The organism is Acinetobacter junii, assembly GCF_018336855.1.
Taxonomy (GTDB): domain Bacteria; phylum Pseudomonadota; class Gammaproteobacteria; order Pseudomonadales; family Moraxellaceae; genus Acinetobacter; species Acinetobacter junii.
Genome location: NZ_CP059558.1, coordinates 482,482 through 497,414, shown reverse-complemented (window position 1 = coordinate 497,414; position 14,933 = coordinate 482,482). Strand labels below are relative to the sequence as shown.

Genomic DNA, 14,933 nt, shown 5'->3' with positions numbered 1-14,933 from the left:
AGTTTTGGTTTAAATAAAATTTAATTTTGAACCAATATTTAATTTCTGAGCGAATTTAAAACGATATTTTTTTAATCGGAGAATTTGTAAATCTAACTAACCATTGTCGTAGAGCTTCGCCAGCGATTGCTTTTAAGCTATCCGTCATCAGAGACATGCCTAAAAGGAATAAACCGATACCACCTAGCAACTGGATAATTACATTCAATGCTGAATTCCTTTTTATAATTATGAATTTAAATCAATCATAAATTGAAGTAGGGATAAAACAATTGAGATTTTGTAGATTGCTTTTAAATTTTCTTTTTTGCAATAAAAAACACCCCTAACCGTCAGGTTAGGGGTATTTAGATTTAAAAGCTGGCGATGACTTACTCTCACATGGCAAACGCCACACTACCATCAGCGCGAAGAGGTTTCACTTCTGAGTTCGGGAAGGGATCAGGTGGTTCACTCTTGCTATTGTCGCCAGCAAACTGTTGTGGTGTTTTCGGGTCTTATTCACATTAATTAATAATGTTTGCCTTACTTACGATCCAAAGAGTTATTAACGGATTAGATTATTGGGTCTGTATTGTAACTAGTTTGTACACTAAATCAAGTTGTGTATTGAATTTATCTTGAATACAACAACTGTTTGGGTGTTGTATAGTCAAGCCTCACGAGCAATTAGTATTGGTCAGCTTCACACGTCACCGTGCTTCCACACCCAACCTATCAACGTCCTAGTCTCGAACGGCTCTTTAGAGGAATAAATTCCTAGGGAAATCTTATCTTGAGGTAGGCTTCCCGCTTAGATGCTTTCAGCGGTTATCCCTTCCGAACATAGCTACCCGGCGATGCCACTGGCGTGACAACCGGTACACCAGAGGTTCGTCCACTCTGGTCCTCTCGTACTAGGAGCAGATCCTCTCAAATTTCCAGCGCCCACGGTAGATAGGGACCGAACTGTCTCACGACGTTCTAAACCCAGCTCGCGTACCTCTTTAAATGGCGAACAGCCATACCCTTGGGACCTGCTTCAGCCCCAGGATGAGATGAGCCGACATCGAGGTGCCAAACACCGCCGTCGATATGAACTCTTGGGCGGTATCAGCCTGTTATCCCCAGAGTACCTTTTATCCGTTGAGCGATGGCCCTTCCATACAGAACCACCGGATCACTAAGACCTACTTTCGTACCTGCTCGACTTGTGGGTCTCGCAGTTAAGCGCGCTTTTGCCTTTATACTCTACGCGTGATTTCCGACCACGCTGAGCGCACCTTCGTACTCCTCCGTTACTCTTTAGGAGGAGACCGCCCCAGTCAAACTACCCACCAGACATGGTCCTCGTCCCGGATTACGGGACAGAGTTAGAACCTCAACATTACCAGGGGTGGTATTTCAAGGACGGCTCCATTGGAACTAGCGTTCCAACTTCAAAGCCTCCCACCTATCCTACACAAGTAAGGTCAAAGTTCAATGTCAAGCTGCAGTAAAGGTTCACGGGGTCTTTCCGTCTAGCCGCGGGTACACTGCATCTTCACAGCGATTTCGATTTCACTGAGCCTCTGCTGGAGACAGCGCCGCCATCATTATGCCATTCGTGCAGGTCGGAACTTACCCGACAAGGAATTTCGCTACCTTAGGACCGTTATAGTTACGGCCGCCGTTTACTGGGGCTTCGATCAAGAGCTTCGCTTACGCTAACCCCATCAATTAACCTTCCAGCACCGGGCAGGCATCACACCCTATACGTCCACTTTCGTGTTTGCAGAGTGCTATGTTTTTAATAAACAGTTGCAGCGGCCTGGTTTCTGCGGCTGCCAACCGCTCAGGGAGCAAGTCCCATCACCGTCAGCAGCGTACCTTCTCCCGAAGTTACGGTACCATTTTGCCTAGTTCCTTCAGCAGAGTTCTCTCAAGCGCTTTGGTCTACTCGACCTGACCACCTGTGTCGGTTTCGGGTACGATTCCTGTGTAACTGAAGCTTAGAGACTTTTCCTGGAAGCATGGTATCAGCCACTTCACTGTACAAGTACAGCTTGCTATCGACTCTCAGCATAGAGCACCCCGGATTTGCCTAAGATGCATGCCTACGGTCTTCCACCTGGACAACCAACGCCAGGCTGACTTAACCTTCTCCGTCCTCTCATCGCATTACACAGAAGTATTGGAATATTAACCAATTTCCCATCGACTACGCCTCTCGGCCTCGCCTTAGGGGGTCGACTCACCCAGCCCCGATTAACGTTGGACTGGAACCCTTGGTCTTTCAGCGAACGGGTTTTTCACCCGTTTTGTCGTTACTCACGTCAGCATTCGCACTTCTGATACCTCCAGCATACTTCTCAATACACCTTCATCGGCTTACAGAACGCTCCCCTACCACTTGACTAATGTCAAATCCGCAGCTTCGGCACATAGTTTTAGCCCCGTTACATCTTCCGCGCAGGCCGACTCGACTAGTGAGCTATTACGCTTTCTTTAAAGGGTGGCTGCTTCTAAGCCAACCTCCTAGCTGTCTATGCCTTCCCACATCGTTTCCCACTTAACTATGATTTTGGGGCCTTAGCTGGCGGTCTGGATTGTTTTCCTCTTGACTACGGACGTTAGCACCCGCAGTCTGTCTCCCGGATAGTACTCATTGGTATTCGGAGTTTGCATCGGTTTGGTAAGTCGGGATGACCCCCTAGCCGAAACAGTGCTCTACCCCCAATGGTATTCGTCCGAGGCGCTACCTAAATAGCTTTCGGGGAGAACCAGCTATCACCAGGCTTGATTAGCCTTTCACCCCTATCCACAAGTCATCCCCTGGCTTTTCAACGACAGTGGGTTCGGTCCTCCAGTTAGTGTTACCCAACCTTCAACCTGCTCATGGATAGATCGCCTGGTTTCGGGTCTATACCCAGCAACTAAACGCCCTATTAAGACTCGATTTCTCTACGGCTCCCCTATTCGGTTAACCTCGCTACTGAATATAAGTCGCTGACCCATTATACAAAAGGTACGCAGTCACCGAACAAGTCGGCTCCCACTGCTTGTATGCATGCGGTTTCAGGATCTATTTCACTCCCCTCACAGGGGTTCTTTTCGCCTTTCCCTCACGGTACTGGTTCACTATCGGTCAGTCAGGAGTATTTAGCCTTGGAGGATGGTCCCCCCATATTCAGACAAGGTTTCACGTGCCTCGCCCTACTCGTCATCATTATGTGTGCCCTTTCGTGTACGGGAATATCACCCTCTACGTTCGCACTTCCCAGAGCGTTCCACTAAAACACACATAACTTAATGGGCTGCTCCCCGTTCGCTCGCCGCTACTAAGGGAATCTCAATTGATTTCTTTTCCTAAGGGTACTGAGATGTTTCACTTCCCCTCGTTCGCTTCATAAACCTATGTATTCAGTTTATGATACCCGCCTTATAGCGGGTGGGTTCCCCCATTCAGAAATCTCCGGATCAAAGGATATTTGCCGCCTCCCCGGAGCTTTTCGCAGGCTATCACGTCTTTCATCGCCTCTGACTGCCAAGGCATCCACCACATGCACTTAATTACTTGACTATACAACCCCAAACAGTCGTTAACACATACAAGTGAGTGTTATCGTTGCAAACTTAATTGCTACTGGTTTGTTGTCTGTGAATTTAATCACCATACAGCTTCAATCTAAATTCATATACCAAAACGCTTGATTCAGTGTTTTTGCTAGTTCTCAATATGTTTAAATCAATCGAATTACTTCGATCAACTTAAATTCTTGAGTGAACAATTTATTTCAGACTCAATTTTTCTAATCTGTTAATGATTAACTACCACCTCGTCGGTGCGTAGTAAACTGTGATAAATCACAGAGATTAATAAACCAAGATCAATTACTTAATCTTTTTATTCATTAAACTCTATAATCTATTTAGCTCAGAATTAAATATTTCATTTAATTCATGGTGGAGACTAGGAGAGTCGAACTCCTGACCTCCTGCGTGCAAAGCAGGCGCTCTACCAACTAAGCTAAGTCCCCAGCTTTAATCATAATGAACGACATATCTTTTCATCTAGCAGCTTGTGATTATTCATCACTTCGTCAGTAGTGGTGGGTCTGACAAGACTTGAACTTGTGACCCCACGCTTATCAAGCGTGTGCTCTAACCAACTGAGCTACAGACCCTCAGATACATCTTCGAAGAACAACTTGTTGTGGATTCTTACCGGTCACCAATCTTTCGTTAAGGAGGTGATCCAGCCGCAGGTTCCCCTACGGCTACCTTGTTACGACTTCACCCCAGTCATCGGCCACACCGTGGTAAGCGTCCTCCTTGCGGTTAGACTACCTACTTCTGGTGCAACAAACTCCCATGGTGTGACGGGCGGTGTGTACAAGGCCCGGGAACGTATTCACCGCGGCATTCTGATCCGCGATTACTAGCGATTCCGACTTCATGGAGTCGAGTTGCAGACTCCAATCCGGACTACGATCGGCTTTTTGAGATTAGCATCACATCGCTGTGTAGCAACCCTTTGTACCGACCATTGTAGCACGTGTGTAGCCCTGGCCGTAAGGGCCATGATGACTTGACGTCGTCCCCGCCTTCCTCCAGTTTGTCACTGGCAGTATCCTTAAAGTTCCCATCCGAAATGCTGGCAAGTAAGGAAAAGGGTTGCGCTCGTTGCGGGACTTAACCCAACATCTCACGACACGAGCTGACGACAGCCATGCAGCACCTGTATCTAGATTCCCGAAGGCACCAATCCATCTCTGGAAAGTTTCTAGTATGTCAAGGCCAGGTAAGGTTCTTCGCGTTGCATCGAATTAAACCACATGCTCCACCGCTTGTGCGGGCCCCCGTCAATTCATTTGAGTTTTAGTCTTGCGACCGTACTCCCCAGGCGGTCTACTTATCGCGTTAGCTGCGCCACTAAAGCCTCAAAGGCCCCAACGGCTAGTAGACATCGTTTACGGCATGGACTACCAGGGTATCTAATCCTGTTTGCTCCCCATGCTTTCGTACCTCAGCGTCAGTATTAGGCCAGATGGCTGCCTTCGCCATCGGTATTCCTCCAGATCTCTACGCATTTCACCGCTACACCTGGAATTCTACCATCCTCTCCCATACTCTAGCTTCCCAGTATCGAATGCAATTCCCAAGTTAAGCTCGGGGATTTCACATCCGACTTAAAAAGCCGCCTACGCACGCTTTACGCCCAGTAAATCCGATTAACGCTCGCACCCTCTGTATTACCGCGGCTGCTGGCACAGAGTTAGCCGGTGCTTATTCTGCGAGTAACGTCCACTATCCAAGAGTATTAGTCTCAGTAGCCTCCTCCTCGCTTAAAGTGCTTTACAACCATAAGGCCTTCTTCACACACGCGGCATGGCTGGATCAGGGTTCCCCCCCTTGTCCAATATTCCCCACTGCTGCCTCCCGTAGGAGTCTGGGCCGTGTCTCAGTCCCAGTGTGGCGGATCATCCTCTCAGACCCGCTACAGATCGTCGCCTTGGTAGGCCTTTACCCCACCAACTAGCTAATCCGACTTAGGCTCATCTATTAGCGCAAGGTCCGAAGATCCCCTGCTTTCTCCCGTAGGACGTATGCGGTATTAGCATTCCTTTCGGAATGTTGTCCCCCACTAATAGGCAGATTCCTAAGCATTACTCACCCGTCCGCCGCTAAGATAAGGTGCAAGCACCTCATCTCCGCTCGACTTGCATGTGTTAAGCCTGCCGCCAGCGTTCAATCTGAGCCATGATCAAACTCTTCAGTTAAAATCATTTTGCACCTTAGTTAAGACAAGGTGCTAATTCTGGCTCATCAATTTTCTGACTAAAAATTCGCTCAAATAAACTTCGAGAAATTTCTACCATTCAATCAATGAAAATTATTTCGATCGATCAACCAGTAAAAATCCACACAAGTTGTTCTTCTATTCTCTTAATGATCTTCTCGATGATTCGTCATCATCAAGCTAGGTCGGCTATATTACTCTAAATTTCTTTAAAGTCAACAGGTAATTTAGATATTTTTAAAACTTATCAAACAACCCAAGAATCTAACCACTTTAGCCAAATCCTTGTTTCTCAACAAGTTTTTATCCGCATCACCGCCGATGGATGTGCATTCTACAGCATTTCTAAACGCTTGCAATACCTTTCCAAAAAAAAACTTATTCAACAGAACACTTTTTAGACTGAATAGTAATTTTTTATCATTTAGATTTAGTATTAAGAACTTTTTTTAAACAATTAACTCCAGTAGAATGTGCCTCTTGGTTCACATTTTTGGTTTTTTTTGATTGAAAGTACGGTTTTTGCATGCAACGGCTCAATTTATATTGCTTATAGTTTCAATAACTATAGGTCAGCTCAGTTACGCCCTTTCAAATCATACCTTTTATGAACTGACGTTAACTATATTAAGTTATACTAAATGGCCGAACACATCTAAACCCGTGATTTGTGTTTTAGATAATCCAGAAGCAGCCAATCAATTTCAAACGAGTATTAAGCTGCTCACTTACGACTATCAGGTTCAATCTGTTAATACAAAAGAATTTTCTAGAACAGAATGTCATGTGGCGTATTTTTCAAATACCTCACCTCAACAACAACAATCTTTAATTCAGTCTTATCCATCTCGCTATTTACTTTCACTTAGTAACAATAATCCTGCTTGTGAAATAGGCAGTATTTTTTGTCTTTACAATAGAAAATCATTTCCTACGTTTAAAGTTAATTTGGATGCATTAAGTTATTCCAAGGTTCACATCGACCCTCGAGTCTTAATCTTGGCGAAGAACACGGAGTAGTTAAAGTGATTTCAAATTTATATCAATCTACTTCATTACATGCATTATTCCGTAAATCTCAATTTACTATTTTTGCTATTACTTTTGTGATTTGCTCATGTACTTTCGCTACGATTTCTATGTTTACAATGGAAACCTACGCCAAACAAAATCTGCAGTTGTTAAGCCAAACGGTTATTGAACGGATTCAACCAGCAGTCGTGTTTAAGGATAAAGGGGCAATTGATCAAATTTTAAAGGATTACACAACCGAACACGCCATACGTAGTATTCATGTTTATGATCCACAACAACAATTGTTAGCAGAAAGTACAAAAAAAATAGCCAGTACGTCTTTTTTACAAAAAATGTTGGATGAATGGTTCCTGCATGATCCAATTAAACTGATGATTTTCCACCACCAAAAGAAGGTCGGAGAATTGGTTCTTTATGGTAGCTCAGAAAATATTGTTCACTTTTTAAAGACAATTATTATTGGTTTAGCCATTTCAATGTTTTTTATTGTGATTGCATTACTTTGGTCAGTCAATTTAACTTATCGTCAAATTATGCAAGCAATCAAACCACTTACACATATTGCTCAGCTCGTCAGTGATCAAAAAGCTTATAACTTAAGATTTCCTAATAATCACATTAAAGAATTCCAAAATTTGAACAATGTATTTAATGAGCTATTAGAGGAAATTCAAATTTGGAATACAAACTTACAGAAAGAAAATAGGCAGTTGTCCTTCAAAGCTCATCATGATCAACTTACGACACTGCCTAATCGTCATTTTTTCTATGAAGAATTATTGAATATCTTTGAAAATCCAAGTTATAGAGAAAATTCTGCTTTAATTTTTATTGATAACAATAAGTTTAAAGTGATCAATGATCGTTATGGGCACTTAGCAGGTGATGCTGTTTTAAGAGAAATGGCTCTACGTTTAAAACAATCTGTCAGACAAGAAGATTTTATTGCTCGCTTAGGTGGTGATGAGTTTGCGATTATTTTGCATTCAATTCATCACGCTGATCATCTCGAAGCGATTGCTGAAGGTTTACTCGCAAGTTGTAAGGAACCTTTAGATTTTAACGGTGAAATTATTCACTTTGGTTTTAGCTTAGGTATCGCTTTCTCCCAGTATGCAGAGAATCCAGAAGATTTGGTAATGCAAGCAGATCAAGCGATGTATAAAGCTAAAAATTTAATCCCTCATTGGTTTTTATATAAACCAGAAATTTAGGACATGTTATGCGCGCTCAAACCATTAAAATTTCATTTATAGCGTTACTCTGCCTAACATTGGCTGGCTGCTTGAGTTTTGGTCCATTGAAGTATCGTCAGGTCAAAATGTTAAAAAAAGAAGGCTTTGTGCTGACAGAAGAAGGCTGGAGCTTAGGATTACCTGAACGATTACTTTTTGATTTTAATAAATCAGATATTAAACCTGAGAATGGCAAAGAAATTGTTCGCTTGGCTAAACAACTTAACAAGTATGATCTACAAAAACTCAAAATCGTGGGTCATACAGATGATATTGGAAACCCTGAATACAATCAGAAGCTTTCTGAAGAGCGAGCTCAAAGTGTTGCAGGCATTTTCTTGAACGAAGGCTTTAAGCAAACAAATTTAAATGTGATTGGTCGTGGTTCAAATCAACCTTTCGTACCTAACACATCAGATGAAAATCGAGCTAGTAATCGTCGTGTAGCGATTATTATTATTCCTTAAATTAAAACTTACTGAGAAAAGCCAACTGTAATGTTGGCTTTTTTATTTTAGCTCAATGATATCTATTGTAGGTGGAACTCGGAATCGAAATGGTACACCAACCATACCTGTACCTACGGTCACAAATACATCAGCATGTTCGTGGGTATAAAATCCCTTTTTATGCCCTAAAATCGAGACTCGCTTCATAATATAATTAGTAATCCACGGCAACTCAATTTGCCCACCATGAGTATGCCCAGAAACCATCAAAGGTCTTGTAGGCAATTCTGGAACCATATCTACGGTATCAGGGTTATGAGACAGTATTAGCCATGGTTTATCCTGTGGTAATTCAGGCATGTATCGCATGTTCGCTTTACCAGCCCAGAGATCTCCAACACCGATCAATCGAAACTCGTCAAACTCAACAATCTTCCCCTCTATATCTATAACATTATTGTGTTCTAATGCTTGTTTCAACAACGCTTGAATCGGTGGACCAGGATATTGCTCATCATGATTACCGGGTACTGAATAAACTGGCGCATGGATTTCACGCAAAATTGCTAACTCTTGAACCAATCTATTTTCAGGCTCATAAGTCCAATCACCTGCAACGACAACAAGGTCTGGTTGTTGCTGATTCAGTTTTTTGACGATGGTTTTTAATTGGCGTTCATGTCCTGAAAATAATCCAACATGCATATCGGCAACCACTGCCAATTTTATTGGTCTAGTAAACTCTCGGTCTGGATGTAAACGATATTGATGATGCTTCACTTGAACAATATGAGGTTCAATAAATCGAGCGTAAATTAACAAACTACTCAATAAAAATACGAAAGTACTTTGGTGCAAACTATAATAGTCAGACCAACCTGCATATAAGCTAAAAAACCATAGTGGAATTAACAAATAGGATAAATAAAACGCTAATAAATGAATAAACGCTTTAAAAGGATGTATGGTTTCAGTCCGAGATTGATGAATCCAAGCTTGAATCAATCCCCAAAGTGCTAGAAGTGCAAAAATAGCATAGAAAATAATAATAACTGTATCTGAACTATACATTACAGACTTCATCAACCTCACCCAAGGACAGCATGCTTATATTTATCTTTTTTGATGAAATGCTATACTCAAGCACAACATTTAATCAGTAATAATTATGACGCAATTTTCTCAGATAAATAGTCAGCATACACATATAAGTACAACTACTTACAATAAAACTATGCTTGCGATTTATTGCAGTATTGCGATCGGTGTTAGTGGCTGTAGCACCTTACCTGAACATAAAACCTTGCCTACAGCTTCAGTTGCCGTAGAACCTATTGACACTTCAGAAACCACTTTAGCTCAAATCATCGAGCCTTTACAGCAACAAAACCCAAATTTGACTGGGTATCATGTTCTTTTTGAACCTTTAGAAGCATTGGCGGCTCGTCTAAGTTTAATTGATAAAGCTGAAAAAACTTTAGATCTTCAATATTATATTTGGGATAATGACAAAGTCGGTGCACTCGCCTTACATGCACTGATTCGAGCAGCGGATCGCGGCGTCAAAGTACGCTTATTGATTGATGATAATAATGCCAAACAAACTGAAGGGATTTTCCTCGCCTTAGCACAGCATCCTAATATTCAAGTTAAATTATTTAATCCATATCGTTTTCGCAAATATCGTGCCTTAGATATGATTTTTGACTTAAAACGTATTAACCGTCGGATGCACAATAAGAGCTTTATTACAGACCATCAGGTTGCCTTGATCGGTGGTCGGAATATGACAAATCAGTACTACAATGTTAGTGATAGTTATCAGTTCTCTGATGTTGATGTCATGCTTTTCGGTACGGCAGTCAATGATATTTCCCAATCTTTTGATGATTACTGGAATCATGAATATGCTTATGATGTTAGAGAAATCGTCAATCCCAAATCACATCGCTTGAGCTACGAAAGTTTAAAACAACAATTAGATGATCACTATAAAAAATCAACGGTGCAGAATTATCTTGATTTAACCAGCGAATCCACCGCGATCACGTCACTAATGAATCGCGAGATTGCATTAGACTGGGTTAAAGCTGAAGTAGTAAAAGACTCTCCCGACAAAGTGAAATCAAAAGCAAAAAAGCATGAACATTTAAACTTTCAGCTGATCAATCACCTAGAAAAACCTGAAAAAAATATCGACTTGATCTCTGCTTATTTCGTTCCAGAAAAAAAGGGTGCGAAAACATTAGGCGACTTAGCGCAAAGTGGTGTCAAGGTTAGAGTTCTAACGAACTCTTTTAAAGCCAATGATGTCGCTGTAGTACACGCTTTTTATGGTAAGTATCGTCAGAGATTGCTTGAAGACGGCGTTCAACTTTATGAATTTGTGCCAGCTTTAGACAAAGAAGATTTGGATAAGCATACCGATGATTTGGCAAAAAAAGCCAAGGTCAATATGAAAGGTTTAAGCCGTTCAAGTTTACATGCCAAACTGATGGCTTTAGATGAAAAACAGGTATTTATTGGCTCCTTTAATTTCGATCCACGCTCAGCTTATCTCAATACAGAAATCGGAGTTTTATTAAATAGCCCACCTCTAGCCCAAGCTGTTCATAACACGATGGATCAAAACTTAAGCAAGTATGCATATAAATTAGTGTTAGATGCCAACAAAAAAATTAATTGGCAACGTCAAACCAATGAAGGCATGATTAATCACACCAAAGAGCCTCGAATGAAATGGTGGCAGAAAGCTGGTGTAAAATTCCTGTCATGGCTACCTATAGAAGGCTTTATGTAACATCGCTGTCAGGCATCACTTTTAATACCTTACGATGTAACTCAGCAAGTCCCTCTCTCATCTTTTGATCAACTTCTTTGGTCAGTGTATCGACTGTATGCCCAGTTACAGGAATTGCAGGTAAAGTTAGTAAGTGAGCCGTGACTTGAGGCATTTCCAAAACTCTTTGTACATGCTCTGCAAAAGACATTTCACCAATAAAAGGTGCGATCATGTCCAATTCACCTTGTTGGTTGACATAGCAAATCACGCAAATCTGCACAGGACGCTGAGCTTCAATCGCTGCCCCCAATAATCGACCATGAACTTTTTTGACTTTACGACCATCTGTCGTGGTGGCTTCTGGGAAAAAAAGAACAGGAATATCTTTTTTCAAAAACTCAGTGATCTGTTCTTTAATTCGGAGAGAATCACCTGAACCACGTTTAATAAAAAGTGTTCCACCGCCCTTTGCAAGATTGCCTAAAATTGGCCATTTCTCAACTTCAGCTTTTGCCAAAAAGAAAATGCGAGCACCTGAACCAAGCACCGCTACATCTAACCATGAGATATGATTGCTCACCCAAAGCGCTGGCTCACGAGGAATAGTTCCATGAACTTGTACCTCAATATTGAAAACCTCGCATAAACGTCGACAAAAATACTGTACATAACGTGTGTTAACAGGGTTATTAGGATCTTTATATAAGCCGTGACGATAAATGAGATAAAAACCTTCACCAATCGTTTCTAAGCCCGAAGCCAATTTTCTACTGTATAAACTAAATTTTGATAACAAATTTAAAGGTGTACCAGTAACTGCTGCTGTTTCTTGAGTCATAAATCACTAAAACCGTATGCAAGTCTGCATGTTATTAACTTGTTATATCACGCAAATATCTTTGGATAAAAGTTTCATTGATGACAAAAAGCGAACGTGGAGATAATTTTTTTCAATTTTAAATGAATAAATAGATTGATTATCATAAGTAAATCGAAATAACTGATCAAGAGGTAAGATTATGACTCCCGAAATGAGCACTCACCACGAAGACATTAAAATTTCTTATAGATACGCTCTTAAAATGTTTCTAGGTTGGTCAATTCTATATATGGGCACCCTGATTGGTTTTATTGAGCTATTACGTCGCAATCTCTTATAAACAGTCTAACTTTTTGCCCTTTCGTTGAAGTTTATTCTAGAATAGGAGTTCAATACCTAGGATAAGATACAGCGTGGAAAATATTACACAGCGACAAAGTGGTGAGCGAGCAGTTTTAGTTAGTATCTCTGTTCAAATGCTCGATGACCTTGATGCTGAAGAGTTCCAATTGCTCGCACAATCCGCAGGTGCAGAAATTCTTGAACATATTTCTGTACAAAGAAATAAACCAGATCCTAAATTCTTTATTGGTTCTGGTAAGGTAGATGAAATTGCTGAATTGGTACAAGAATTAGAAGCTGAGTTAGTCATTTTTGACCATTCGCTCTCTCCTGCTCAAGAACGGAATTTGGAACGCATCCTGAAATGTCGTGTAATTGATCGCACTGGACTTATTTTAGATATTTTCGCCTTACGTGCCCGTACACATGAAGGTAAACTTCAAGTTGAACTTGCACAACTCAAACACTTATCCACTCGCTTAATTCGCGGTTTCACTGGGAATTTAGAACAACAAAAAGGTGGTATTGGTCTTCGAGGTCCAGGTGAATCACAATTAGAAACAGATCGTCGCCTGATTCGTGTTCGAATTACTCAACTCAAAGACAAGTTAGTTAAAGTACAACAAACTCGATTACAAGGTCGTGCAGCACGTCAGAAAGCGGCGATACCGACCATTTCTTTAGTCGGTTATACCAATGCTGGAAAATCGACTTTATTTAACATCTTGGCAAAAAGTGATGTCTATGCAGCAGATCAATTATTTGCAACCTTAGACCCAACTTTAAGACGTTTGGAATGGGATGGTATCGGTACCGTTGTTTTAGCTGATACAGTTGGTTTTGTCCGCAATCTTCAACACGACTTAGTTGAATCTTTCAAAGCAACCTTAGAAGAAACTTTAGAAGCAACATTGCTATTACATGTTATTGATAGCAGTAGCCCTAATATGGATGAACAAATTGAAGCCGTTGAAAGCGTGTTAAAAGAAATCGGAGCAGATGCCCCTATTTTGCATGTCTATAATAAAATTGATCTCAGCGGTGATGCAGCAAAAATCATTTATAAAGCACCTGATGTTCCAGATCGAGTTTATGTCTCAGCTCATTCAGGACAAGGACTTGAATTATTGAGTCAAGCTGTTCAACAATGCCTTATGGGACAGTTACAACACTTCGATTTAGTTCTTAAACCTGCCTACGGTAAACTACGCACTCAGCTATACACTCTGAATGTTATTCAATCTGAACATTATGATGAACAAGGTAATTTACAGTTAACCGTGTGTATGGCACCAAATAAACTTGAGCAGCTGATTAAACAGGCTCATTTGCCATTCGATGAAATTCTGGGACAAAAAGCGACTCTTTTCCAACGACCATTGGAAGAGTTCGAGCTAAATGACACCACCATATCGCATTAACAGCGACCTTGAGAATATAGATACGAGTTTAAGAGAAATGAAAGATATAGATTGGACAGCTTGGTTTTGCACGATCCTGTTAATTATTGTGTTTCGTGAAGGTGCTGTTGCAATTACCAAAGTCTTTCACCATCCTGAATTAGGTAATTTAGTAGGTCTTATAGGTTTATTGGTCACATTATTAATATGGAGACGTTTCAGAAAAATCTCGAATCGTCTCATTGATACCAATAACAAGATTATGAAAGAGAGTGCTTTCGCCTTTCTTCCTATTTGTGCTGGTTCATTGATTATGTTGGTACATTTGGGCAAAGAAATTCCAATGTTTTTGTTTGTATTAACCCTCAGTACTTTATTGCCATTGTGGATTTACGCAAAAATGGCAAAACGCTGGTTATAGGAGTCTCTAAATATGTTCATGATTATTTATGGCTTTATAATCACGTTAGTTAGCTATCTGATCGCCAAACCACTGAATAAACGTATGCCACAAATTCCACTGATTGTCTTTGCGATGTTTATCGTGATTGGTTTTCTGGCTGTCCTAGGAATCCCCTACGAGCAATACATGAAAAGTGTAAATGATGTTTTTAATCATTTACTAGGTTATGTCACCGTTGCATTAGCAATTCCATTGGCTGCAATGCGCTATGACGATTTACCCCTCAAGTCTATGCTCGGTATTTTATGTTTTGCCAGTATCAGTGCGGTCGCTTTACCAATGGGACTTGCATATCTTTTGCATATGTCTGAACCGACAATTTTGGCTTTTGCAACTCGTGCAGTCACCACGCCTATCGCATTAAATATTGCAACCTTACTGCATGCTCCTTTAATGATGGTGACCTTGATTGTAATTTTATCTGGCGTGATTGGTGCTGCATTTTCTCCATGGATTCTGAAGCATATTCATGACGAGCGTGCATCAGGTTTGGCTTTAGGTTTAGCTGCACATGCAATTGGTACAGCACAAGCTTGGCAACGTGGTCCTGTCACTGGACGCTATGCTGCTTTTGGTATGGCTGTAAACGGAGTATTTACAGCGATTTGGCTGCCTACATTTATCTTGTCTTTATCTTAAAATTTGC

General features: G+C 41.1%; 9 protein-coding genes, 2 tRNA genes, 3 rRNA genes and 1 pseudogene. 7 read left to right on the top strand and 8 right to left on the bottom strand.

The annotated features are described in order from the left end of the window. Positions 1 to 64 precede the first annotated feature (64 nt). From H2677_RS02385 to H2677_RS02360, 6 genes and pseudogenes are all read right to left on the bottom strand, one after another. Positions 65 to 208 (bottom strand): annotated as a pseudogene (locus H2677_RS02385) (hypothetical protein); the annotation flags it as partial. Positions 209 to 358: 150 nt separating this feature from the next. After that, positions 359 to 473, bottom strand: a 5S ribosomal RNA gene (rrf, locus tag H2677_RS02380). A 175-nt stretch (positions 474 to 648) separates the two neighbouring features. After that, a 23S ribosomal RNA gene (locus H2677_RS02375) occupies positions 649 to 3,541 on the bottom strand. 381 nt (positions 3,542 to 3,922) lie between these two features. After that, positions 3,923 to 3,998 (bottom strand) — tRNA-Ala (locus tag H2677_RS02370). Positions 3,999 to 4,068: 70 nt separating this feature from the next. After that, positions 4,069 to 4,145: transfer RNA gene (locus H2677_RS02365), tRNA-Ile, on the bottom strand. Positions 4,146 to 4,204: 59 nt separating this feature from the next. Continuing rightward, positions 4,205 to 5,741: ribosomal RNA gene (locus H2677_RS02360) — 16S ribosomal RNA — on the bottom strand. The 16S, 23S and 5S rRNA genes sit together here with 2 tRNA genes alongside, the layout of an rRNA operon. Before the next feature lie 566 nt (positions 5,742 to 6,307). Here H2677_RS02360 and H2677_RS02355 point away from each other — a divergent pair. Genes H2677_RS02355 through H2677_RS02345 form a run of 3 tightly spaced genes read left to right on the top strand, consistent with a single transcriptional unit; the run spans position 6,308 to position 8,498 of the window. After that, complete coding sequence (locus H2677_RS02355; RefSeq protein ID WP_407929294.1) at positions 6,308 to 6,781, top strand: YfiR family protein; 474 nt, start codon at positions 6,308 to 6,310, stop codon at positions 6,779 to 6,781. A 5-nt stretch (positions 6,782 to 6,786) separates the two neighbouring features. Beyond that, a complete protein-coding gene (locus tag H2677_RS02350) occupies positions 6,787 to 8,010 on the top strand; it encodes a diguanylate cyclase domain-containing protein (protein ID WP_004951965.1) in 1,224 nt (407 codons plus the stop codon). Between the two features lie 8 nt (positions 8,011 to 8,018). Next, on the top strand, positions 8,019 to 8,498 hold the full coding sequence (locus H2677_RS02345; RefSeq protein ID WP_004964195.1) for an OmpA family protein: 480 nt from the start codon (positions 8,019 to 8,021) through the stop codon (positions 8,496 to 8,498). A 42-nt stretch (positions 8,499 to 8,540) separates the two neighbouring features. Here H2677_RS02345 and H2677_RS02340 read toward each other — a convergent pair whose 3' ends face one another. Beyond that, a complete protein-coding gene (locus H2677_RS02340; RefSeq protein WP_212639567.1) occupies positions 8,541 to 9,551 on the bottom strand; it encodes a metallophosphoesterase in 1,011 nt (336 codons plus the stop codon). 163 nt (positions 9,552 to 9,714) lie between these two features. Here H2677_RS02340 and H2677_RS02335 point away from each other — a divergent pair, with 163 nt between their 5' ends. Continuing rightward, complete coding sequence (locus tag H2677_RS02335) at positions 9,715 to 11,280, top strand: phospholipase D family protein (RefSeq protein WP_227540274.1); 1,566 nt, start codon at positions 9,715 to 9,717, stop codon at positions 11,278 to 11,280. Here the strand turns inward: H2677_RS02335 and H2677_RS02330 are convergent. Further along, complete coding sequence (locus H2677_RS02330) at positions 11,273 to 12,100, bottom strand: lysophospholipid acyltransferase family protein (RefSeq protein WP_005403210.1); 828 nt, start codon at positions 12,098 to 12,100, stop codon at positions 11,273 to 11,275. The two genes, H2677_RS02335 and H2677_RS02330, sit on opposite strands and share 8 nt — an antisense overlap. Positions 12,101 to 12,495: 395 nt before the next feature. Between H2677_RS02330 and hflX the strand changes: the two genes are divergently transcribed. From hflX to H2677_RS02315, 3 genes are read left to right on the top strand one after another with little or no spacing between them, the layout of a single operon-like run. Then, positions 12,496 to 13,845 carry a ribosome rescue GTPase HflX gene (gene hflX, locus H2677_RS02325; RefSeq protein ID WP_004951954.1) on the top strand — a complete coding sequence of 450 codons (1,350 nt, stop codon included), beginning with the start codon at positions 12,496 to 12,498 and terminating at the stop codon, positions 13,843 to 13,845. A 37-nt stretch (positions 13,846 to 13,882) separates the two neighbouring features. Then, positions 13,883 to 14,245 (top strand): hypothetical protein, encoded by a 363-nt coding sequence (locus H2677_RS02320; RefSeq protein WP_005403212.1) that lies wholly within the window; start codon positions 13,883 to 13,885, stop codon positions 14,243 to 14,245. Positions 14,246 to 14,257: 12 nt separating this feature from the next. Further along, positions 14,258 to 14,926, top strand: a complete 669-nt coding sequence (locus H2677_RS02315) for an LrgB family protein (protein WP_004909187.1) — start codon at positions 14,258 to 14,260, stop codon at positions 14,924 to 14,926. Positions 14,927 to 14,933 lie beyond the last annotated feature (7 nt).

What these genes read in the sequence shown, in the direction of transcription:
- H2677_RS02345 (WP_004964195.1), top strand. Translation starts at nt 8,019, where the DNA reads ATGCGCGCTCAAACCATTAAAATTTCATTTATAGCGTTACTCTGCCTA.
- H2677_RS02330 (WP_005403210.1), bottom strand. Translation starts at nt 12,100, where the DNA reads ATGACTCAAGAAACAGCAGCAGTTACTGGTACACCTTTAAATTTGTTA.
- H2677_RS02340 (WP_212639567.1), bottom strand. Translation starts at nt 9,551, where the DNA reads ATGTATAGTTCAGATACAGTTATTATTATTTTCTATGCTATTTTTGCA.
- H2677_RS02335 (WP_227540274.1), top strand. Translation starts at nt 9,715, where the DNA reads ATGCTTGCGATTTATTGCAGTATTGCGATCGGTGTTAGTGGCTGTAGC.
- H2677_RS02315 (WP_004909187.1), top strand. Translation starts at nt 14,258, where the DNA reads ATGTTCATGATTATTTATGGCTTTATAATCACGTTAGTTAGCTATCTG.
- H2677_RS02320 (WP_005403212.1), top strand. Translation starts at nt 13,883, where the DNA reads ATGAAAGATATAGATTGGACAGCTTGGTTTTGCACGATCCTGTTAATT.